Below are 21265 nucleotides of genomic sequence, written 5' to 3'. Positions count from 1 at the left end.
GAAAATTACTTCTCAATACCACCGTCTAAATTATCTTGTAATTCTTTAAGTTCGTCCCACTTGCCATCAGCAGCTAATTTAGCTTGTTTTGGCCAAGTATCGGTTACGATATGCGCTAATCTAGAGCTTGCTTCAGATAACACAGTACTTAATTCTTCTGGAGTAGCTTTTGCTATTTTGGCAAAAGTCTCAAATCCTGCACTTACTAGTGCTTCAGCGGCCTTTGGTCCAGCACCTTCGATTTTTTTCAAATCATCTGCTTTTCCTGCTGCTTTTTTTGGAGCTGCCTTTTTAGCTTCTGCTTTAGGCTCTTCCTTCTTAGGAGTTGCTTTTTCAGCTTTTTTAGCTGGCTTTGCTCCTGAAGCTACAATGCTTTCAATCACAATTTCAGATAAGGCTTGTCTGTGACCGTTTTTCACACGGTAACCTTTTCTTCTTTTCTTTTTGAAAACAATAACTTTGTCACCTTTAAGGTGTCTTAAGACTTTCGCACCTACAAGTGCTCCGCCTATAGCTGGGGCGCCTAAAGTTACATTGTCACCATCACCAATCAAAAGTACGTTGTCAAAATCGACAGTCTTACCTTCTTCTGTTGCTAAACGGTTAACAAAAACTTTTTGGTCTTTTTCAACTTTAAATTGATGCCCTGCTATCTCTACAATTGCGTACATAGCGTAACGTTTTTATTAATTAGGTTAATTTTTAATCGCGCCATCTCCTCAGAAAGCGGGTGCAAATATACATTCTAATTAATTAATCTACAAACGTTTTACGCCTTTTGAGAAATATTATTACTGTTCTTAAAAAACTGCATAAATCCAAGAGCGAGAACAACCGAAGACGCCATACCCTCTATAAAAATGATGAAAATTAAAATATTAGCGCCTACACCGTAATCTTCAAACCAATCTCCTAAGAGCTTTTGTGTAAACTCGACATCAAGATGAAACATATAGATTGCCATAAAGATGGTAAACAAAACCGTGGCAATCAATCCAGAAATCAATCCTGTTTTAATGCCATTGATATAAGTAAATGTTGTTTTTGAAGAAAGCTTGTAATATTTAATAGAGTAATAGACCCCTAAACTCATGATGACCCCGTTAAAAAGTCTCAGCCAAGGATTTTCATGAAGATCAAATAATCGTAATATTAAAAAATAGGCAATCAGGCACAATGTCATTGCCAACCCATACCTCAGGGATATTTTAAATGTAGAATTCATAATTGTTGGTTTTTTATTGGAATATAATTAAAATTCGTAAAAAAACACCCGTAAATACTCATTTTAAGAATTTTTTTACAATTCAAATTCCTTGAAACTACTGGCATTTAACTATTTTTGTGAAGATTGATGTAACATTTGTAAATCTTCACAGACTTACTCGTCCATATCTATCCAATGATAAAAACTAACATTTGAATTTAAAGAAACAAAAATGAAAAAATGTACTTGTATTTTGGCTGCTTTGGTGCTGTGTTTTGGCTTTGCTGCCAACGCCCAAAAAGTCGAATTTGAAGAATTTAATTTAGATAACGGGCTTCACGTTATTCTCCACCAAGACAAGACAGCACCTGTTGTTACTGTTGGTGTGATGTATGATGTAGGGGGCAAAGATTTAGGAGGAAGCCCAGAAGCACCTAGAACCGGGTTCGCTCACTTTTTTGAACACCTGTTATTTGAGGGTACCAAAAATATTGATAGAGGCGAATGGTTTACCATCGTATCTTCTAATGGAGGTAGCAATAATGCCAATACATCTTTAGATAGAACTTATTATTATGAAGTATTTCCTTCAAATAATTTAGAACTCGGTCTTTGGATGGAATCTGAGCGTATGCTTCACCCAGTGATTGATCAAGTTGGTGTAGATACACAAAACGAAGTGGTCAAAGAAGAAAAACGATTACGATATGACAATTCACCTTACGGACAATTTCTTTTTGCCGTGAGTGATAATGTCTTCCAAAAGCACCCGTACAAAAACAAAAATATTGGCGAGATGCAAGACTTGGATGACTCTACATTAGAGGAGTTCCAAAATTATTTCAAAAAATGGTATGGACCAAACAACGCCACTTTAGTCGTAGCAGGAGACATCAACACTAAAGATGCTAAGGCTCTAGTCAAAAAATATTTTAAGGACATCCCTAAAGGAAACGTGCCAACTAGAGATTTCGCTACTGAAGAGCCTATCACAGAAACTATCGATGCTACCTATTACGACCCAAACATTCAAATTCCTGCAATAATCGCAGCTTATAGAACTCCAGGGTTTAAGGAGCGTGATTCTTATGTTCTTAATATGGTATCTGCCTATTTGAGCGATGGGAAATCATCAAAATTATATAAGAAATTGGTTGATGAGCAAAAAATGGCACTTCAAGCAGGAGCTATTAATGTTGCTCAACAAGATTATAGTATTTATGCCTTACTTGGTCTTCCTTTAGGAGATACCAGTTTAGATACGTTACTTGCTGAAATGGATGAGGAAATTGTGAAAATGCAAAATGAGCTCATTTCAGAAAACGATTACCAAAAGCTTCAGAACAAATTTGAAAACAGATTTGTTAACTCCAACTCAAGTATTCAAGGCATCGCAAGTTCTCTTGCAACCTACTATACGCTCTATGATGATGTTAATTTGATTAATTCTGAAATTGAAATTTACAGATCAATCACAAGACAAGAGATTCAAGATGTAGTTAAAAAATATTTGAACCCTAACCAACGTGTTGAGCTTAAGTATTTGCCTAAAGAAACAACTGAAAACTAAAAAAAATTAAAAGATGAATTTAAAAATATCAATATATATCATCGCATTTTTAATGTCTGTTGGTGCTTTCGCACAAGTGGACCGTTCAAAAATGCCAGAACCAGGACCAGCTCCTAAAATCTCTTTAGAGAAACCAAAAGAATTTAAATTAAATAATGGTCTTACGGTATTGGTTGTAGAAAACCACAAATTACCGAGAGTATCATTTTCATTGGATATTGACAACAAACCTGTTTCTACAGGGAAAAAAGCCGGCGTTGAAAGCTTGTTAGGTGCCATGTTAGGTAACGGAACAGAGAGCATACCAAAAGATGAATTTAACGAGGAAGTAGACTTTTTGGGCGCAAGTATCAATTTTGGTTCTAGCGGTGCTTTTGCAAGTGCATTATCTAAATACTCCGAGCGCATTATGGAGCTTATGGCAGATGCCGCTAAAAACCCATTATTGATCGAGGAGGAATTTGAAAAAGAAAAAGCCAAATTAATTGACGGTTTAAAGTCTAATGAAAAAAGTGTTGATGCTGTTGCTAACAGAGTTGGAGGAGCTTTAGCTTATGGTAAAAATCACCCTTACGGCGAGTTTACAACAGAAGAAACCGTAAACAATGTCACTTTTGGTGATGCTGTATTGTTTTACGAGACCTATTTTAATCCTAATAACGCATATTTAGTTGTTGTTGGTGATGTAGATTACAAAACGATCAAACCTCAAATTGAAAAATATTTTGGAGATTGGGAAAAATCTGTTGGGGTAGATTACTCGGTACCTGAAGCCGCTCCTAATGCACAGTACACACAAATCAATTTCGTAGATATGCCCAATGCTGTTCAATCTGATATTTCTTTGACCAATAATGTTGATCTTGAAATGAAAGATCCAGATTATCATGCTGTATTAATTGCTAACAAGATTTTTGGCGGTGGTTTTAATAGTTATTTAAACATGAACCTTCGTGAAGAGCATGGTTATACTTACGGTGCAAGATCTAATGTTGGAACAGATGAGTATGCTTCTCGTTTTACGGCTGGTGCTTCTGTTAGAAACATGGTTACCGATAGTGCTGTTGTTGAAACCTTAAAGGAACTCAAACGTATCAAAACGGAGCCTGTAACTCAAGAAATGCTTAAAAATGCAAAAGCGAAGTATGTAGGAGATTTTGTTTTGGCTTTAGAAAGCCCACAAACCATTGCGAGATATGCGTTAAATATTAAGCAAAATGATCTTCCAAGTGATTTTTACACGACCTATTTACAGAAAATCAATGCTGTAACGGCAGATGATGTACAACGTGTTGCCAACACATACTTCAAAACTGAAAATGCACGTATTATTGTTGTTGGTAAAGGAAGTGAAGTTTTAGGAAATTTAGAAAAAACAGGAATTCCTATCAAATATTTTGATGCCTATGCTAATCCAATAGAAAAGCCTAGTTATGATATTGAAATGCCTGCAGATATGAACGCTACCAAAGTAATGGAAGCTTACATTAAAGCCGTTGGAGGAAAAGATGCTCTAGAGAATGTAAATTCAATTTATGTTACTGCAGAAGCTGAATTTCAACCAGGAATGATGCTTAATTTAGAGGTTAAAACTACAGATAAATCTCAATCTGCTACAGTAGTCACTGCTATGGGACAAACCTTTATGAAAACTGTTGTTAATGGAGGGTCTGGTTATATGATGATGCAAGGTCAAAGAAAAGACATGACAGCAGAAGAAATTGAAGCTCAAAAAGTAGATGCTACTCCGTTTCCAGAATTGAGTCTTGTAGAAAGCGGTGCAACTTTAGAAAAAATAGAGAATGTAGATGGTGAAAACGCCTACAAAGTAACTGTTGGAGAGAACAAATCTTTGTATTACAGCGTAGACACTGGTTTAAAAATCAAGCAGGTTGAAACATCACCTCAAGGATCATCTACCTTAATGTATTCTGATTATCAAACTGTAGGAGATATTAAATTTCCTTTTAGTATGGTTCAAATTGCAGGACCTCAAAAATTTGATTTCAAAGTCAAGGAAGTTAAAGTAAATGAAGGTGTTTCAGACGCTGACTTTAACTAAAGCGATTATTAAAGAAGAAATGAAAAATCCGAAGCCATGTGCTTCGGATTTTTTTATTATCGTTTTTTCCTATTTGCCAAATAGACTCCAAACAGAATAATGGCACTCGCCAATAATTGTAACCAACCCAAGTCTTCCCCATCCAACAAGCCCCAACTTAAAGCCACAATTGGCATCAAATAAGTCACCGAAGAGGCAAATACTGGTGTTGAAATTTGCACGAGCGTATTAAAAATCACTTTGGCCATAGCTGTCCCGAACAAAGATAAAATACCAACATATAGCATGGACATCTCAAAATCTGGATGATTAAAGGTTTCCGAAGAAAAAAAATCAGAATATAAAAGCACAAAAATTGCTGGCAATATAATACCTACATAATTTCCTGTTGCAATTGCCAAGGGCTTTACATCTTGCAAATACCGTTTAATGATGTTCACGTTTAAGGCATACATCACGGTAGAAACAATTATAAATCCTGCATAAAGATAATTTTGTTCAGGGTTCACTTCAGCACCCCTAAATACCAGTACACTCGTCCCTATAAAACCAATGATCACGCCTGCCATCTGTCTCTTGGTAAAACCAATTTTAAAAATAGCAAAGCCTAACAATATCGCATTTAATGGAACTAGAGAATTTAAAATAGAAGTTACCGCACTATCTATTTCAGTCTCTGCTATGGCAAATAAAAAGGCAGGGATAAAAGAGCCCAGAAAACCAGAAAGAATGACGTATTTCCATCGGGATCTTTCAATAGTCCTTAAACTTCTTGCTCCTACCGAAAATAGAATTAAACCTGTAATAATGGTGCGCAAAGCTCCTAATTGAAATGGGGACAAACCCATTAGTGATTTCTTAATTAAAATGAAGCTACTGCCCCAAATAAGCGCCAATATCACGAGATACAACCACTTCTTGCTTTGGTCTTGCATAAGGATTCTTAAGTAATTCACAAAGTTCGTTAATTTAGAAGCATGAGAGGGCAATAATTATTACTTTTGAAATCCAATCTATATACACATTATGAAAACTATAAAACATATACTCGCTGTCGCCGTAATACTGATTAGCGCAGTAGCTTGTAAAAATAATCCAGAGCCAGAAGTTAAGACGGTTGATACCAAAACGAGTAACGAAACCACCAAAAAACTAGATCCTAATGCAACCTATGCAAAGGCCGAATTCAAAATAGAAGGCATGACCTGTGCTATGGGCTGTGCAAAAACCATTGAAAAAAAGATGGCTAAAATGGACGGTGTTAAATCTGCTAAAGTAGATTTTGAAAGAGAACTAGCAATGGTAGAATATGATGAGGCCGTAGTAACGCCAAACTCTTTAGAAGAAGCCGTTGCTAAAGCTGGTGACACCTATAAAGTAAAAGACATGCATACTGTAGATACCTTTACAGAGAAAGTTGCTGAAGAAAAAGAATAAGTTTAGTCTAAAAACCAAACAGAAACCGTCTCTAAAAGACGGTTTTTTTTATACCCAATTTTTAAAAGGGTACTGACTCAGTTGGGAGTTATAATACCGCTTATCTCCGGTAACCTCATCACCTAGCCAAGATGGTTTTTCAAAAACCTCATCTTCGTGATTAAGTTCTACTTCAGCCACAATTAAGCCCTCATTCTCTCCAAAAAATGCATCTACCTCAAAAATATGCTTCCCTGCTGTAACCTCATATCTGATTTTATCTATGGTCCCCTTTTCACAAATGTTTAAAAGTGCTTCTGCCTCTGACTTAGAAATTTCAATTTCCCATTCAAATCGAGATAGCCCCGCCTCAGAAGACTTGCCCTTTACCGTGAGATAACCTTTTTCTCCTCGAAGTCTTACTCTTACCGTACGCTCTGGATTGGTATTTAAAAAACCTTGAACGATTCTTGTGTTTTGATGGGATTCAGATTTAAAAGCATCCGATTTCACTAAAAATTTACGTTCTATTTCTATAGCCATGAGTTTATAATTATTGAGAAAATGATGTATAGTACAATCCCTTTTTTTGATAATGCCGTCGTTATTTACTTCGGAAAGATTCGCTATTAAAAAAACATATAATGCCTAAATTTACATGATGTTAAACACTTTACCAATAAGAAAAATAATTCATGTCGATATGGATGCGTTCTACGCTTCTGTAGCGCAAATGGATAACCCCGAACTTATTGGTAAAGCCATTGCTGTGGGCGGCGGCGGCTCTCGTGGCGTCATAAGCGCGGCAAGTTATGAGGCGCGAAAATTTGGTGTTAAAAGCGCCATGTCTGGCAGATTGGCCATAAAATTATGCCCGCATCTTATTTTTGTTAAAAGTGATTTTGACCGTTATCGTGAGATTTCAAAACAAGTACGCGCCATTTTTCACGATTATACCGATTTGGTAGAGCCCCTTTCTCTAGATGAAGCCTATCTCGATGTTACCGAGAACAAAAAAGGCAACCCTAGCGCTTCACTCATTGCAAAAGAAATTCGACAGCGTATTTTAGATGATGTTGGTTTGACGGCTTCCGCGGGCATCTCAATCAATAAATTTATTGCAAAAGTGGCTAGCGATTACAACAAGCCTAACGGACAAAAAACAGTAAATCCAGAAGAGGTTCTTGAATTTCTGGAGCAATTGGATATTAGAAAGTTTTATGGTGTTGGTAAGGTAACTGCAGAAAAAATGTATCAAAAAGGGATTTTTACCGGCCAAGATCTTAAAAGCAAAACTCTTGAATACCTAGAAGATAACTTCGGAAAGTCTGGTCTCTTTTATTACAACGTAGTACGAGGCATTCACAATAGTGAGGTTAAGCCCAATAGAATCAGAAAATCCCTTGCTGCTGAACGTACCTTTAGCGAAAACCTCTCTTCGGAAATATTCATGCTCGAAAAGCTTGAACAAATTGCTGAAGAAGTTGCCAAAAGACTTCGGAAAAATGACGTGGCTGGAAAAACCATCACCCTTAAAATCAAGTACAGTGATTTCACCTTACAGACCCGAAGTAAGACACTTCCCTATTTTATTTCTGATAAGAGCGTGATCCTTGAGACCTCAAAAGATTTGTTGTATCAAGAAACACTGGACAATTCAGTGAGGCTTTTGGGCATCTCGCTTTCTAACTTAAATACCTCACAGGAAGCTAAAGTTTCCAAAGAGAAAGAGCAACCCGTGAGTGTACAGCTAAAATTTGGCTTCTAAATACAGCTACCTCCGCTACTAGCTATGATAGTGAATGGATGTGGTGACTTTAGCAAATTGCCGAAACATCTCCATAACACCACAGTATTTATCTACAGAAAGATTCACCGCTTTTTCAATTTTTTCTTGGTCTAGCTCAAAACCATAAAAATGATATTCTACAGAAACCGCATGGTAATATTTAGGGTGCTCATCGGTAAGTTCTCCGTAAGTATCAATTCTAAAGTCAGATACTTTCACCTTCATTTTCTTCAATATAGCGACCACATCTAACCCAGAGCAACCTGCTAATGACGATAACATCATCGCCTTTGGTCTTAAACCAGAATTGTATCCGCCACTTTCTGAAGAGGCATCCATCATGAGCATTTTCCCTGATGGGTTATCAGATTCAAATTGAAGGGCTCCCTTCCAATGTGTAACGACTTTATCAGACATGTTTATTTAATTTTTTGTTTCTTGTTGTGATAAAATTAGTAATAAAACCAATCATTATGGCATTAGTACCTCCTTTAAGTGCAGCACATGATCCAGAAACAAAAGAACTTGCAACGTTTTTCAATGAGACGCTTGGGTTTTGTCCAAATTCGGTATTGACCATGCAACGCCGACCAGCGATTTCTAAAGCATTTATCAATTTGAATAAAGCAGTTATGGCCAATGAAGGCCGGGTAACCTCTGCTTTAAAACGAATGATCGCTTGGGTAAGCAGTAATGCCATAGGTTGCCGCTATTGCCAAGCTCATGCCATACGTGCCGCAGAGCGCTATGGTGCAAACCAAGAACAGTTAGACCATATTTGGGACTATAGAACACATGCTGCATTTTCTCCGGCCGAGCGGGCTGCACTAGATTTTAGTTTAGCGGCTTCACAAGTTCCTAATGGCGTAAATGCCGAAATTAAAGACCGACTTTATGAGCATTGGGATGAAGGCGAAATTGTAGAGATGCTGGGAGTCATCTCATTATTTGGATATCTCAACCGTTGGAATGATTCTATGGGTACCGATATGGAACCAGGCGCTATTGAAAGTGGACACCACTATTTAGGCAAACATGGGTTTGAGGTTGGTAAACATGATGGTTCAAGCTATTGATTATGGAAAATCAAGTCTGCCCAAAAAAATCAAGTCTGCCCAAATTGTAAATCTGAAATTTCACAAATTAAGTTTAAATGCACCTACTGTGGGTTTCCTGTTTCTGGTACCGATAAGGAAAAAGCTATTTTTATAGGGAGACAAATTGCCAACAAATCTAAAATTGATGATGCAAAAGTCTCACAAGGGAAGGTCGCGATCATTTTATACATTATAGGCACTTTTCAAATACTTAATAGTTTTTTAGCATATAGAAACGGTTACGACGCAACATCCTATGCTTTTTACTTGGTTCTAGGAAGTGTTTTTATAGTCTTTGGATTTTTGTCAAAAACAAAACCGCTTATTTTTATAAGTCTAGCTTTAGCCCTTCTCTTGGTTTATTATGTAATACTCTATCCATTAAATCCTAACTATTTTTACAATGGTATTATTTGGAAATTTGTTGCTGTTGCCTTTTTAATATATGGACTCATCGCCTCTTTGGAAGAACAAAAACTAAAAAAAGAGAATAATTTTTTAAATTGAATCGTCAAACCAACACTAATAACCTACCTTATTTATGAGACTTTTACTTACAATGATGACGTTAGGATGTCTATTCCTTTCTTGTAACAAAACTCAAAAAAAAGAAGATTTGAGTTATACCTTTCTTGAACGAAATGGCTATTACATAGATTCTTATAACGGTATTTTTATTCATAGACTGAACGAATCTGACGCTATAATGGACGGCTACTACGTGATTAGTAATGAGTTTGGCAAAGCAGAGGAATTTAATGTTGACAAAGGCATTTTAAACGGAGAAAGCCTTGCCTTTCATAACAATAATGAGATCTATTCAAAAACCAACTACGTCAATGGTAAAAGACAGGGGGAATACCGCTCATACTATCCTTCTGGAAAACTTCAAAAAAAGACATTTTATAGTAATGATATCCTTGTAGGTCCCACAGAAGAATTTTTCGAAAGTGGCCAGTTACAAACTCTATCTAAAATAGAAGATGGCCATATCGTTGAGTCTACATCTTACGATATTATTGGAACCATAGTGTCTCAAAGCTTTGAACAAGACAATAGAACACACCAACAAAAAATTCAAAACGGAAAAATAGCTGTTGAAGAAATCACCTCTAACTACGATGATTATAATGCCATAAAATTCTTTGATCAAAATGGTGATTTAGAACTTTTTATACGAATGAAAACCGAAAATGACGACCGTTTTATTATTGAGCTTGATGATAAAGGCGACGAGATAAAACGAGTTAATATTAAAGAGAACCCAGAAGCGGCTTTAAAATATACCTCTTATTTTACAAGACAATAAGTACAGGCCATTAACTTAACCCCTAATTTGGCGCAATTAATTTGTGAACTTGCGTTTTCAAGTCATCTAAAACCTGAGCCTCAAACCATGGATTTTTACTCAACCAAAATCGATTTCTAGGGCTTGGATGCGGCAACGGAAAATATTTTGGCAAATAATCTTTGTAATGCGCCACGTTATCTGTCAAAGTGCGTTTAGCATCCTTCTTTAAATACTGCTTTTGCGCATACATGCCAATCAAGATAATGAGCTCTACCTGTTCTAGTTGCTTCCATAGTGGGTTGTGCCATTGGGGTGCGCATTCTGGCCTTGGTGGCAAATCACCACTTTTGCCTTTTCCCGGATAACAAAATCCCATGGGCATAATGGCGAAATTTGTTGGATTGTAAAACGTGTCCCAAGAAACACCAAGCCATTCTCGAAGACGCTTTCCTCCAGCATCATCCCATGCGATGCCCGATTGATGAGCCACGCGCCCAGGTGCCTGACTTAATAAAACAATTTTAGATTTTGAGTCTGCCTCAACAATAGGTTTTGGACCTAGTGGCAAATGACTTTCGCAAATACGGCATTGCCTAATGTCATGAAGTAAATCCTGCATTAATCTAAGTTCTTAAGCATACTCTTTAAATCATTTGTATAGGAAGGGTAAGTAAAAATCATTTTCTTAAACGCTGCTACTGTCATTTCATTTTGCATCGCTAATGCTAAACTATTGATGCTTTCGTTTGCACCGTCACTCAACAAGTGTGCGCCAACAATTTGGTCTGTACGCTCATTGACCAAAATTTTATAAGCATAGGTATCTGTATGATTCTTTTTGGCATTGTACCAAGAAGAGGCATCTCCCTTAAAGATTTTAATGCTTTTATATCTTGATGTTGCTTCGGCTTCAGAACAACCTACACTCGCTAAATTAGGATGCGTAAATACAATAGAAGGCACTAACGGATGTTCAAAACTTTTCTCATTTCCGTGGATCAAATTATGCCCAGCAATAAAGCCTTGTAAGCCTGAGAGTGGCGTTAAAGGGAGTGACTTATTTGACACATCACCACAAGCATAAACGTTTGGATTACTCTCACTTTGCATAAAATCGTTGACATGAATTCCGGTTTCATCTGCCTTAATGTTAGCCTTATCTAAATCCAATAAATCTATTGCGGGCACGCGTCCAGAGGTATTGTAGACTACGCGTGTTTTTAAAGTATGTTCTTTTCCACTTTGTCTATAGGTTACCCTATGGTTTTTATTCAAAAGTTCTACGGAAATCGTCTCTGCATTAAAAATAAAGTCTACACCAATAGCGGCTAAGCTCTTTTCTGCCATATGCACTAAATAGGCGTCAAAAGCTGATAAAGAACGATCGCCTCTCTCAATAATAGTCACCTTACAACCTAAGGAAGCCAGCATATAACCAAACTCCATCCCAACATATCCGGCACCAATAAATGTTGCCGACTCTGGAAGCTCCGCCAAGTTTAAAATATCATCACTGTTTTGCAAGAACTCCGCGCCTTCAAATCGTAACGTTCGTGGCACATAACCTGTAGCAATCACAAATTTTTCTGCGGAAATCGTCTTACCTTCAACCTCTATTTCTGAAGAACTAATAAATTTAGGCGATTGGTGATAGAGATCAATACCCAACTCTGAAAGATTTTTTTCTGTGGAAATAGGAACGGCATCCGTGAATTGGGACTTAAATTGTTGAACGGCTTTCCAATCAATTTTTGGGGTTTCGGCAACTCCCAAGTTCTTTAATTGTTTGGCATGTTGCATCAAGTCGGCAAATTGAAGCATGACCTTCTTTGGGTCACAACCTCGTATGGCGCATGTGCCTCCATACTCTCTTTTATCGGCTATAGCAACGCTCATCCCAGATTGGGCACAAGCTTTTGCTGCAGTTTGACCCGCAATTCCACTTCCAATTATAAAGACGTCATAGTGTTTTGGTTTCATAGCTGAAATTTAAAAGATATCTCGACTAGAAGATAACGCTTTTGGTAAAACTACTGACTATATAGAATTTTCCTATCCCTTTTTACCGCCAACTATAATGACAATTTCTCCTTTTGGTGGCTTATTGGTGTAATGCTCTAAGACTTCTTTTGCGGTCCCTCTGATGTTTTCTTCATAAAGTTTGGTGAGCTCTCGAGATACTGAAAGTGGCCGATCTTCTCCAAAATACTCGCAAAAGTGAGTTAGTGTTTTAATCAACTTGTGCGGACTCTCGTAAAAAATAATCGTTCTAGGCTCTTCGGCAAGTAATAATAATCGGGTTTGCCTTCCCTTTTTTACAGGTAAAAATCCTTCAAACACAAATTTATCGTTGGGCAATCCAGAATTGACCAAGGCTGGCACAAATGCGGTAGCTCCGGGTAAACATTCTACTTCTATGTTATGCTCAACACAAGCTCTCGTCAATAAATATCCAGGATCTGAAATGGCAGGAGTACCGGCATCACTTATCAAGGCAATAGTCATCCCGTTAGCTATTTTTTGCACAAGATTATCTACCATACGGTGTTCGTTATGCATGTGGTGACTGTGCATCTGCGTTCCAATTTCGTAATGTTTGAGAAGTTTTCCGCTAGTGCGCGTATCTTCAGCTAAAATCAAATCGACTTCCTTTAGAATTTCAACGGCACGAAAGGTCATGTCTTTTAAATTTCCGATAGGCGTCGGTACAATGTAGAGTTTGGCCATTACACAAATTTACCTTCCACAATGTTCATAAAACGATCTTCAAACTCTTCTTTTCCTTTCCAGTTATTATAATCTGGCTTTACGATATCTTGAATTAAATGAGATGCCTCTTCAAATGTACTCGTGGTATTTAACTGAGATAAAACACGCTCGTAATCCTCGATCTTACCATTAAATAAGTGTTTTATAAACGCTAATTTATCGTTGAGACCTATATTGAGTCCGCCATTTTTAAGCTTATCATTTAAGGATTTTCTAAAATTTTCATTCGCTTTAGCATCTGAAATGGGCTCAAAAACAGGCACTTCTTCAAAACCTGCCGTAATGTCCTCGAGCGTATGTGTAGTGGAAGGCGCTTTAGATGTTGCCTTTTGGATCATCTCATCAATTTCCTCACTTTCTTGGGGCATTTGAGCAAACATATCTTTTATTTTCTCCATCACTGGCTCATAGATGTTGTCATCCTCTTTCTCATCCATGTTCACATAAATCTTATCCTCGACTTCAATATTGTCGCTAACCTTATTATTAAAGGCCGTATCGAGCATGTCAAAAAATGAGGAGTCATTCCCGATGGTTGGCAAACTGCCTTCAAAATTTTCATTTGCGAACTTTAAGACACTCAAAGTCTCATATAATGCAGCTACTTCAGCGTGCATCTTAATAACATCTTCCTTGTTTTTGAGCTGCAAAATACGATGTGCGATGCTTATGAGTTCTGATTCCAACTTCTTCTTCATAACTTTTTATGTTTTTAAAACGAGCTAGGTTTTTGATTTTTGATAAATTTGCGCCACCTTTATGCGAAACGGATTTACGCCCTGTTTTAGTGTTAAAATTACAAAATGTTTCTCGAAAATACAGTAAATCACAAAGAACAATTTGGATGGATCGAAGTCATCTGCGGCTCTATGTTTTCTGGAAAAACTGAAGAGTTGATCCGAAGACTGAAGCGGGCTAAATTTGCGCGTCAAAAAGTGGAAATTTTTAAACCCACTATAGACGTGCGATATGACGAGGACTTAGTGGTCTCTCACGATGCCAACGAAATTAGATCGACACCAGTACCTGCAGCTGCCAATATCCCCATTTTAGCCGATGGTTGCGACGTTGTGGGTATAGATGAAGCTCAATTTTTTGATGATGAAATCGTTAGGGTTTGCAATGATCTTGCAAACAAAGGCGTTCGTGTTATTGTTGCTGGTCTAGATATGGACTTTAAAGGCAACCCTTTTGGACCAATGCCTAACCTTATGGCCACTGCAGAATATGTGACAAAGGTGCACGCCATTTGCACAAGAACAGGAAATTTAGCTCAGTATAGCTATAGAAAAGCAACCAGCGAAGCTTTAGTATTACTAGGTGAAGTAGATGAATACGAACCCTTGAGCAGAGCTGCATTTTATAAAGCGATGATACGGGATAAAACGCGAAACATGAAGGTCAACGAACCTGAAGAACTTTCTTCAAAAGATCCAAACCCAGATGCCTAAAGCGCAAGAAACTGTTCTTGAAATTGACTTAAAAGCACTTAAACATAATTTTGAGTACATCAAGTCTAAACTACATAAAGACACTAAAATTTTGGCGGTGGTCAAGGCATTTGCCTATGGAAGCGATGCTAGTGAAATAGCCAAATATCTTCAAGATTTACAAGTAGATTATTTTGCTGTGGCTTACGTCAATGAAGGCGTCACATTAAGAGATGCTGGTATTGAAACACCCATCTTAGTATTACACCCACAAGCGGTTAATTTTAAGACCCTCATTGAGCGTTGCTTAGAACCCAGTTTGTATAGCGCAAAAATTTTGGATGAGTTTTTAGCGATTGCTTCCAAAGAAAAACAAAACAATTACCCAGTACACATTAAGTTCAACACTGGTCTTAACCGTTTAGGGTTTTTAGAAAAAGACATTGATAGCATCGTTTCTAAATTAGAAAGCACCACAGCCATTAGAGCGAAATCCTTATTTTCACATTTGGCGGCGAGCGAAGATTTGAATGAGAATGGCTTTACAAAAGATCAAATTGCCAAATTCAAGTCCATCTACAAAACATTTACAACAGCTATTGGTTATCAACCTATGCTCCATATTTGCAACACCTCTGGAGTTTTAAACTACCCTGAAGCACATTTAGACATGGTGAGAAGCGGGATTGGGCTGTATGGTTTTGGCAACTCTGAATCTTGGAATAAAGATTTTAAACCAGTGGCAACATTAAAGTCTCTTATTTCTCAAATTCATCATATAGAAAAAGGAGAAACCGTAGGTTACAACAGAGCTTTTAAAAGTGATGGTTTAAAAAAAACAGCCACTATCCCTATTGGTCATGCTGATGGCATTAGCAGAATTTATGGTAATGGTAAAGGCAAAGTCACCATCAACGGTCAACAAGCGCCAATTATAGGCAATGTTTGTATGGATATGATTATGGTTAATATCACAGATATTGATTGTAAAGAAGGCGATGAAGTCATCATTTTTGGCAACGGGATGAGTGCTAGTGCATTTGCTCAAAGCGCCAACACCATCTCGTATGAGATATTAACCGCGATCTCTCAACGCGTGAAACGTGTTTTTTTAACATAAGAACGTTACACGGCCTTAAAATTTAAATCTTTTTAATATTTTTGAGGTTACAAAAACAATTAACTAACTAGACACCTGCATTATGCTAAAAGAATTTAAGGAATTTGCCATGAAGGGCAATTTGGTTGACATTGCCGTCGCCTTTGTAATGGGCGCAGCTTTTAACAAAGTGGTTTCCTCATTTACAGGAGGTATTGTCTCTCCATTAATAGGTTTGATATTTAGCACAGATTTCAAAGACCTTAAATATGTTCTTGAAGAAGGCACCTTAAATGAAGCTGGAGAACTGGTAGGAGAAGTTGCTGTACTTTACGGTGAGTTTCTAACCAATTTATTAGATTTCATCATTGTTGCTTTTGTGATGTTCATGATCATTAAGGGCATCAATAGCAGAAAGAAAAAAGAAGAACCTAAACCAGCAGCTCCAAAAGGACCAACTCAAGAGGAGTTGCTCATAGAAATTAGAGATGCTCTCAAAAAAAATAATTAACCGTTACATTACATATTCTAACCTTAAACCGTCTCAAAAAGAGGCGGTTTTTTTTATGTAATTATTAAGGCTAAAACGTGTATAAATAATTATTTTTGAGTCTTAAATTTTTTTGAGATGAAAGTAGCAGTTGTAGGTGCCACCGGTTTGGTTGGCGAGGTCATGTTAAAAGTTCTTAGTGAACGTAATTTTCCGGTATCAGAATTGATTCCAGTCGCCTCAGAGCGCTCTATTGGGAAAACGATTTCTTTTAACGGCAAAGACTATAAAGTGGTAGGGCTTCAACAAGCCATAAGCTTAAAACCTGACGTTGCGCTATTTTCAGCTGGCGGAAGTACTTCCTTAGAGTGGGCTCCAAAATTTGCTCAGGCGGGTATTACGGTTATCGATAATTCTTCAGCTTGGAGAATGGACCATTCTAAAAAATTGGTGGTTCCAGAAATAAATGCAGACAGTCTTACCAAAGACGATAAGATTATCGCAAATCCAAACTGCTCTACCATACAAATGGTAATGGCATTAGCACCGCTTCATAAAGCGTATAAAATTAAGCGCATTGTTGTGTCTACCTATCAATCTATTACTGGTACGGGCATAAAGGCGGTTAGACAATTAGAAAACGAGCTCGCCGGCATTAAGGGAGAAATGGCATACCCTTACCCAATCCATCAAAATGCCATACCACACTGTGACGTTTTTGAAGAGAACGGTTATACCAAGGAAGAAATGAAATTGGTAAGAGAGACTCAAAAAATATTAGATGACAATACCATTGCCGTAACAGCAACAGCCGTTAGAATCCCAACAGCTGGTGGTCATAGCGAATCTGTAAACGTGGAGTTTGAAAATGACTTTGATGTCACTCAGGTTCGTAAATTATTAAACGAAACTCCTGGAGTTGTGGTTCAAGATAATATCGACGTTAACACGTATCCTATGCCTATTTATGCCAATGGCAAGGACGATGTTTTTGTAGGCAGAATACGTCGTGATGGTTCTCAACCAAACACACTTAACCTTTGGATTGTAAGTGATAACTTGAGAAAAGGAGCCGCTACGAATACCATTCAAATTGCGGAGTATCTTTCTAAAAAAGGACTGATTTAAATTAGCCTCGATGTGTTGTGGCTTGATTTTAATCCCAAGCTTTTTACCTTTTTTTCAGGGACATTTCTTTTTCCGTATTTTTGGGAGAGAAGATTTAATTCAACAACCTATGAAAAATTTGTATGTTCTAAGCTTGGCCATCCTAACTATGGTGTCCTGCAAAGAGAATTCCACAGAATCTAAAAAAGACATTGTGCTCAATTATCCTGAAACCAAAACCGTTGATACGGTTACCACTTACTTCGGAACAGAAGTCAAAGACCCTTATCGCTGGTTAGAAGATGACCGCAGTGCAGATACTGAGGCTTGGGTAAAAGCCGAAAACGAAGTGACCTTTAACTATTTGGATCAAATTCCTTTTAGAAAAGAACTTAAAGAACGCCTCTCTAAATTATGGAATTACGAGAAAATAGGATCGCCCTTTAAAGAAGGAGATTATACGTACTTCTATAAAAACGACGGACTTCAAAATCAGTATGTGATCTATCGCTACAAAACGGGAGAAGATCCAAAAACCGCAACCATCTTTTTAGACCCAAATACCTTTAAAGAAGATGGCACCGTCTCTCTTGGTGGTACAAGCTTTTCTAAAGACGGCAAAATTTTAGCGTATTCCATTTCTGAAGGTGGAAGTGATTGGAGAAAAATTCTAATCATGAATACAGAAACCAAGGAAATTGTGGAAGACACTTTAAAAGACGTCAAGTTTAGCGGCATGTCTTGGTATAAAAATGAAGGGTTTTATTATTCTAGTTACGATAAACCAGAGGGTAGCGAGTTGTCTGCAAAAACGGACCAGCACAAAGTTTTTTATCATAAATTGGGAACCTCTCAAAAAGAGGATCAATTAATTTACGGCGGAACTGCAGATCAAAAACACCGCTATATCTACGGAAATGTAACCGAAGATGATAAGTATTTAATAATTTCACCAAGAGTTTCCACTTCCGGCAACAAACTATTGATCAAGGATTTAACAGAGACCAGTAGCACATTCAAAACCATTTTAGATCATACCGATAGTGATAGTTACGTTATTGAAAATGTAGGGTCTAAACTTTATATTGTCACCAACCTCAACGCACCAAATCAAAAAATCGTAACCGTTGATGCCTCTAACCCTACTCCAGACAATTGGGTAGATTTTATTCCAGAGACTAAAAATGTATTAAGCCCATCCACGGGAGGTGGCTATTTTTTTACCGAGTATATGGTAGATGCCGTTTCAAAAGTGATGCAGTATGATTACGACGGAAAACTCATTCGCGAAATAGAGCTACCTGGCATTGGTAGTGCAGGTGGTTTTGGAGCTAAGAAAGAGGCTGAAGACCTGTATTATTCATTCACCAACTATGTAACACCCGGAAGCATTTACAAATACAATATTAAAGACGGCACTTCAGAATTATATAACAAGCCGGCTATAGATTTCAATCCTGAAGACTATGAGAGTAAGCAGGTTTTTTACACGTCAAAAGATGGCACCAAAGTGCCTATGATCATTACTCATAAAAAAGGCTTAAAACTCAACGGGAAAAACCCAACGATTCTTTATGGTTACGGTGGTTTCAATATTAGCCTAACCCCTTCCTTTAGTATTACCAATGCAGTTTGGATGGAACAAGGCGGTATTTACGCAGTACCAAACCTTCGTGGTGGTGGCGAATATGGAAAAGCTTGGCACGATGCCGGTACCAAATTGAAAAAGCAAAATGTATTTGATGATTTTATTGCTGCGGCCGAATACCTTATAGACAACAAGTACACCTCATCAGATTATTTAGCCATTAGAGGCGGATCTAATGGCGGACTTCTAGTTGGTGCCACCATGACCCAACGTCCAGACTTAATGAAAGTAGCCTTACCAGCAGTTGGTGTTCTAGACATGCTACGTTACCATACATTTACCGCTGGAGCAGGTTGGGCCTATGATTATGGCACTGCTGAAGATGATAAAGCCATGTTTGAATACCTTAAAGGTTATTCCCCTGTTCATAATGTAAAAGATGGTGTAGAATACCCTGCCACAATGGTCACTACAGGAGATCATGATGACCGTGTGGTGCCCGCTCACAGTTTTAAATTTGCTGCAGAATTACAAGCACATCAAACAGGGAACAATCCTGTTTTAATTAGAATAGAAACCGATGCTGGCCATGGCGCCGGAACACCGGTAAGCAAAACCATTGAACAATATGCCGATATTTTTGGTTTCACACTTTATAATATGGGTTTTGAAGTATTACCAAGCAAGACCGAGGATAAGGTAAAGGGATAAGACTCAATTTTTATTGAGTTCATCTATAAATTTATAGGTCAACGTTATTTCGAATTTGATAATTTAAAAGGGCTAAACATAGTGTTTAGCCCTTTTTTTATACAATCAAAGTGGATACTGTTAAAAATCTCATTTCTAAGTGCTTGTTTAATGTTTTTACATACAAAATCGTTAAATTTCCAGAAACTAATTAACTTTATTCTTAATTTTTTAAGAACAGGTAGGGGTTTGAGGTTTTTATTTGTTCTATTCATAATTACATGTTCTGTATATGAAAAAAAAATACTTTCCATTTGTAGTTGCGCTTTCAATCTTATTTTCCTGTGGAACCGATGATGGTTTAGTGCCAGTAGATATTGAAACTCAACCCGATTCTATTTCAATCTCCCAAAACTCACAAATTGAAATTTTCGTTTTTTCAAACGATTCCAATATTCCTAATAGCGGACAAATGACCATAAGTAGTCCTCAAAAAGGAATTGCTTCTATATTAGACCCCAACAATACTCCAAATAACCCAAGCGACGACAGTATTCAATATACAGCAAATCCAAATGAGGTAGGCCTTGATAGTTTTGAATATATCATTTGTAATGCTTCTGGAAATTGCAAAACCGAAAGTGTAGATGTTACTATTTTAAGCGGATCGAATGTGGCCTTCAATCTAGACAACATGCCTTATCAGACACTTTCAGAATATCAATTATTCGACGGCGTTTTAAAAGATTTAGATCCAAGTTTTGGGGTAACACCTTATACATTAAATTCTACTTTGTTTACCGATTACGCCAAAAAAGAACGCTTTATTTGGTTACCGCCAAACACCAAAGCAACCTATGTAAACGACCATGTGCCTCTAGATTTCCCAGTTGGTGCCATTATCATTAAAAACTTTTATTATGATCATGTGTTACCTAACGACGATATCAAAAACATCGAAACGCGACTCATGATTATGAAAAGTGAAGGTTGGGTTTTTGCAGATTATGTTTGGAATGCCGACCAAACTGAAGCAGTTTTGGATTTGAACGGCAGTTTTGTCAATATCCAATGGCAAAATAATGATGAACTCACCTCTACTCAATACCGTATTCCTTCTGAAGCCGAATGTATCACCTGCCATAAGGTTATGGAAACCCCTATGCTTATTGGTCCCAAACCTAGAAATTTAAACCTAATCTATAATTACAGTTCTGGCTCTGCCAATCAGTTATCGAAGTTGATAGAACTAGGGTATTTAGAAAACACATTACCTAATACCGTTTCAGCAACTCCAGATTACAACGATGAAACTGTTGATCTTGAGTTAAGAGCTAGAGCTTACCTAGACATCAACTGCGCCCATTGCCATTCTGAAGAAACCCATTGTTCATATAGGCCCATGCGTTTCAGCTTTCAAGACACGGAAAGTTATACAAACATCGGAGTCTGTGTAGATCCGGATACTGATCTTGAATTAGAGCTTAATCACATTGTAGAGCCGGGAGATTCTCGCCATTCTGTTTTACATTTTAGGTTAAATTCGACTGAACCCTCATACAGAATGCCCCTTTTAGGCAGAACACTTGTTCATGCAGAAGGCGTTGAACTTATTGAAAATTGGATAGACTCACTAACAGAAACTTGCGAATAATTTGAT

General features: G+C 37.4%; 21 protein-coding genes. 12 read left to right on the top strand and 9 right to left on the bottom strand.

Annotated features, from left to right (window positions below):
• Nucleotides 1-5 precede the first annotated feature (5 nt).
• Nucleotides 6-671, bottom strand: a complete 666-nt coding sequence (rplU, locus tag P176_RS0109765; RefSeq protein ID WP_026754533.1) for a 50S ribosomal protein L21 — start codon at nt 669-671, stop codon at nt 6-8.
• A gap of 98 nt (nt 672-769) precedes the next feature.
• The gene (locus P176_RS0109760; protein WP_026754532.1) at nt 770-1225 is read right to left on the bottom strand and encodes a membrane protein; all 456 of its coding nucleotides are present in this window, start codon (nt 1223-1225) and stop codon (nt 770-772) included.
• Between the two features lie 214 nt (nt 1226-1439).
• Between P176_RS0109760 and P176_RS0109755 the strand changes: the two genes are divergently transcribed.
• Both P176_RS0109755 and P176_RS0109750 read left to right on the top strand, forming a co-directional pair.
• Complete coding sequence (locus tag P176_RS0109755) at nt 1440-2777, top strand: pitrilysin family protein (RefSeq protein ID WP_026754531.1); 1338 nt, start codon at nt 1440-1442, stop codon at nt 2775-2777.
• Between the two features lie 13 nt (nt 2778-2790).
• Nucleotides 2791-4839: a pitrilysin family protein gene (locus P176_RS0109750; protein ID WP_026754530.1), complete on the top strand. Its 2049-nt coding sequence runs from the start codon at nt 2791-2793 to the stop codon at nt 4837-4839.
• Between the two features lie 56 nt (nt 4840-4895).
• Here the strand turns inward: P176_RS0109750 and P176_RS0109745 are convergent, their stop codons facing one another.
• Complete coding sequence (locus P176_RS0109745) at nt 4896-5774, bottom strand: DMT family transporter (RefSeq protein ID WP_026754529.1); 879 nt, start codon at nt 5772-5774, stop codon at nt 4896-4898.
• A gap of 91 nt (nt 5775-5865) precedes the next feature.
• On the opposite strand from P176_RS0109745, the gene P176_RS19235 reads away from it, so the two are divergent.
• Nucleotides 5866-6276: a heavy-metal-associated domain-containing protein gene (locus P176_RS19235; RefSeq protein WP_037348889.1), complete on the top strand. Its 411-nt coding sequence runs from the start codon at nt 5866-5868 to the stop codon at nt 6274-6276.
• A 48-nt stretch (nt 6277-6324) separates the two neighbouring features.
• Here P176_RS19235 and P176_RS0109735 read toward each other — a convergent pair whose 3' ends face one another.
• A complete protein-coding gene (locus P176_RS0109735; protein WP_026754528.1) occupies nt 6325-6798 on the bottom strand; it encodes a CYTH domain-containing protein in 474 nt (157 codons plus the stop codon).
• A gap of 118 nt (nt 6799-6916) precedes the next feature.
• Between P176_RS0109735 and dinB the strand changes: the two genes are divergently transcribed.
• Nucleotides 6917-8023 (top strand): DNA polymerase IV, encoded by a 1107-nt coding sequence (dinB, locus tag P176_RS0109730; RefSeq protein ID WP_026754527.1) that lies wholly within the window; start codon nt 6917-6919, stop codon nt 8021-8023.
• Between the two features lie 18 nt (nt 8024-8041).
• Here dinB and P176_RS0109725 read toward each other — a convergent pair whose 3' ends face one another.
• Nucleotides 8042-8461 (bottom strand): OsmC family protein, encoded by a 420-nt coding sequence (locus tag P176_RS0109725; RefSeq protein WP_026754526.1) that lies wholly within the window; start codon nt 8459-8461, stop codon nt 8042-8044.
• A gap of 56 nt (nt 8462-8517) precedes the next feature.
• Here P176_RS0109725 and P176_RS0109720 point away from each other — a divergent pair, with 56 nt between their 5' ends.
• Together P176_RS0109720 and P176_RS0109705 are read left to right on the top strand one after the other, a co-directional pair.
• Nucleotides 8518-9120, top strand: coding sequence for a carboxymuconolactone decarboxylase family protein (locus P176_RS0109720; protein ID WP_026754525.1), 603 nt, complete (start codon nt 8518-8520; stop codon nt 9118-9120).
• Nucleotides 9121-9682: 562 nt separating this feature from the next.
• Complete coding sequence (locus P176_RS0109705; protein ID WP_081820700.1) at nt 9683-10450, top strand: toxin-antitoxin system YwqK family antitoxin; 768 nt, start codon at nt 9683-9685, stop codon at nt 10448-10450.
• Nucleotides 10451-10472: 22 nt separating this feature from the next.
• Here P176_RS0109705 and P176_RS0109700 read toward each other — a convergent pair whose 3' ends face one another.
• From P176_RS0109700 to P176_RS0109685, 4 genes are all read right to left on the bottom strand, one after another.
• Nucleotides 10473-11051, bottom strand: a complete 579-nt coding sequence (locus tag P176_RS0109700; RefSeq protein WP_026754522.1) for a uracil-DNA glycosylase family protein — start codon at nt 11049-11051, stop codon at nt 10473-10475.
• Nucleotides 11051-12412 (bottom strand): NAD(P)/FAD-dependent oxidoreductase, encoded by a 1362-nt coding sequence (locus P176_RS0109695; RefSeq protein ID WP_026754521.1) that lies wholly within the window; start codon nt 12410-12412, stop codon nt 11051-11053. The genes P176_RS0109700 and P176_RS0109695 overlap by 1 nt, the downstream gene beginning before the upstream one ends.
• A 72-nt stretch (nt 12413-12484) precedes the next feature.
• A complete protein-coding gene (gene rsmI / locus P176_RS0109690; RefSeq protein WP_026754520.1) occupies nt 12485-13159 on the bottom strand; it encodes a 16S rRNA (cytidine(1402)-2'-O)-methyltransferase in 675 nt (224 codons plus the stop codon).
• Nucleotides 13159-13899 carry a hypothetical protein gene (locus P176_RS0109685; RefSeq protein WP_026754519.1) on the bottom strand — a complete coding sequence of 247 codons (741 nt, stop codon included), beginning with the start codon at nt 13897-13899 and terminating at the stop codon, nt 13159-13161. The genes rsmI and P176_RS0109685 overlap by 1 nt, the downstream gene beginning before the upstream one ends.
• Before the next feature lie 105 nt (nt 13900-14004).
• On the opposite strand from P176_RS0109685, the gene P176_RS0109680 reads away from it, so the two are divergent.
• The 6 genes from P176_RS0109680 (at nt 14005) to P176_RS19230 (ending at nt 21259) form a co-directional block, all read left to right on the top strand.
• Nucleotides 14005-14652, top strand: a complete 648-nt coding sequence (locus P176_RS0109680) for a thymidine kinase (RefSeq protein ID WP_026754518.1) — start codon at nt 14005-14007, stop codon at nt 14650-14652.
• On the top strand, nt 14645-15751 hold the full coding sequence (alr, locus tag P176_RS0109675; protein ID WP_026754517.1) for an alanine racemase: 1107 nt from the start codon (nt 14645-14647) through the stop codon (nt 15749-15751). Before P176_RS0109680 ends, alr begins: the two co-directional genes overlap by 8 nt.
• Before the next feature lie 82 nt (nt 15752-15833).
• Nucleotides 15834-16241: a large-conductance mechanosensitive channel protein MscL gene (gene mscL, locus P176_RS0109670; protein ID WP_026754516.1), complete on the top strand. Its 408-nt coding sequence runs from the start codon at nt 15834-15836 to the stop codon at nt 16239-16241.
• Between the two features lie 117 nt (nt 16242-16358).
• On the top strand, nt 16359-17348 hold the full coding sequence (locus P176_RS0109665; protein ID WP_026754515.1) for an aspartate-semialdehyde dehydrogenase: 990 nt from the start codon (nt 16359-16361) through the stop codon (nt 17346-17348).
• Nucleotides 17349-17457: 109 nt separating this feature from the next.
• Entirely contained in the window at nt 17458-19626 is a 2169-nt protein-coding gene (locus P176_RS0109660; protein ID WP_026754514.1) for a prolyl oligopeptidase family protein, read from the top strand.
• A gap of 271 nt (nt 19627-19897) precedes the next feature.
• The gene (locus P176_RS19230) at nt 19898-21259 is read left to right on the top strand and encodes a hypothetical protein (RefSeq protein ID WP_037348884.1); all 1362 of its coding nucleotides are present in this window, start codon (nt 19898-19900) and stop codon (nt 21257-21259) included.
• The last annotated feature ends 6 nt before the right edge of the window (nt 21260-21265 follow it).

The sequence above is a fragment of the Sediminibacter sp. Hel_I_10 genome, from assembly GCF_000688335.1.
GTDB lineage: Bacteria > Bacteroidota > Bacteroidia > Flavobacteriales > Flavobacteriaceae > Psychroserpens.
Note: the sequence above shows the minus strand (reverse complement) of the source record. Positions and strands in the feature narration are given on the sequence as shown.

What these genes read in the sequence shown, in the direction of transcription:
- rplU (WP_026754533.1), bottom strand. Translation starts at nt 671, where the DNA reads ATGTACGCAATTGTAGAGATAGCAGGGCATCAATTTAAAGTTGAAAAA.
- P176_RS0109760 (WP_026754532.1), bottom strand. Translation starts at nt 1,225, where the DNA reads ATGAATTCTACATTTAAAATATCCCTGAGGTATGGGTTGGCAATGACA.
- P176_RS0109755 (WP_026754531.1), top strand. Translation starts at nt 1,440, where the DNA reads ATGAAAAAATGTACTTGTATTTTGGCTGCTTTGGTGCTGTGTTTTGGC.
- P176_RS0109750 (WP_026754530.1), top strand. Translation starts at nt 2,791, where the DNA reads ATGAATTTAAAAATATCAATATATATCATCGCATTTTTAATGTCTGTT.
- P176_RS0109745 (WP_026754529.1), bottom strand. Translation starts at nt 5,774, where the DNA reads ATGCAAGACCAAAGCAAGAAGTGGTTGTATCTCGTGATATTGGCGCTT.
- P176_RS19235 (WP_037348889.1), top strand. Translation starts at nt 5,866, where the DNA reads ATGAAAACTATAAAACATATACTCGCTGTCGCCGTAATACTGATTAGC.
- P176_RS0109735 (WP_026754528.1), bottom strand. Translation starts at nt 6,798, where the DNA reads ATGGCTATAGAAATAGAACGTAAATTTTTAGTGAAATCGGATGCTTTT.
- dinB (WP_026754527.1), top strand. Translation starts at nt 6,917, where the DNA reads ATGTTAAACACTTTACCAATAAGAAAAATAATTCATGTCGATATGGAT.
- P176_RS0109725 (WP_026754526.1), bottom strand. Translation starts at nt 8,461, where the DNA reads ATGTCTGATAAAGTCGTTACACATTGGAAGGGAGCCCTTCAATTTGAA.
- P176_RS0109720 (WP_026754525.1), top strand. Translation starts at nt 8,518, where the DNA reads ATGGCATTAGTACCTCCTTTAAGTGCAGCACATGATCCAGAAACAAAA.
- P176_RS0109705 (WP_081820700.1), top strand. Translation starts at nt 9,683, where the DNA reads ATGAGACTTTTACTTACAATGATGACGTTAGGATGTCTATTCCTTTCT.
- P176_RS0109700 (WP_026754522.1), bottom strand. Translation starts at nt 11,051, where the DNA reads ATGCAGGATTTACTTCATGACATTAGGCAATGCCGTATTTGCGAAAGT.
- P176_RS0109695 (WP_026754521.1), bottom strand. Translation starts at nt 12,412, where the DNA reads ATGAAACCAAAACACTATGACGTCTTTATAATTGGAAGTGGAATTGCG.
- rsmI (WP_026754520.1), bottom strand. Translation starts at nt 13,159, where the DNA reads ATGGCCAAACTCTACATTGTACCGACGCCTATCGGAAATTTAAAAGAC.
- P176_RS0109685 (WP_026754519.1), bottom strand. Translation starts at nt 13,899, where the DNA reads ATGAAGAAGAAGTTGGAATCAGAACTCATAAGCATCGCACATCGTATT.
- P176_RS0109680 (WP_026754518.1), top strand. Translation starts at nt 14,005, where the DNA reads ATGTTTCTCGAAAATACAGTAAATCACAAAGAACAATTTGGATGGATC.
- alr (WP_026754517.1), top strand. Translation starts at nt 14,645, where the DNA reads ATGCCTAAAGCGCAAGAAACTGTTCTTGAAATTGACTTAAAAGCACTT.
- mscL (WP_026754516.1), top strand. Translation starts at nt 15,834, where the DNA reads ATGCTAAAAGAATTTAAGGAATTTGCCATGAAGGGCAATTTGGTTGAC.
- P176_RS0109665 (WP_026754515.1), top strand. Translation starts at nt 16,359, where the DNA reads ATGAAAGTAGCAGTTGTAGGTGCCACCGGTTTGGTTGGCGAGGTCATG.
- P176_RS0109660 (WP_026754514.1), top strand. Translation starts at nt 17,458, where the DNA reads ATGAAAAATTTGTATGTTCTAAGCTTGGCCATCCTAACTATGGTGTCC.
- P176_RS19230 (WP_037348884.1), top strand. Translation starts at nt 19,898, where the DNA reads ATGAAAAAAAAATACTTTCCATTTGTAGTTGCGCTTTCAATCTTATTT.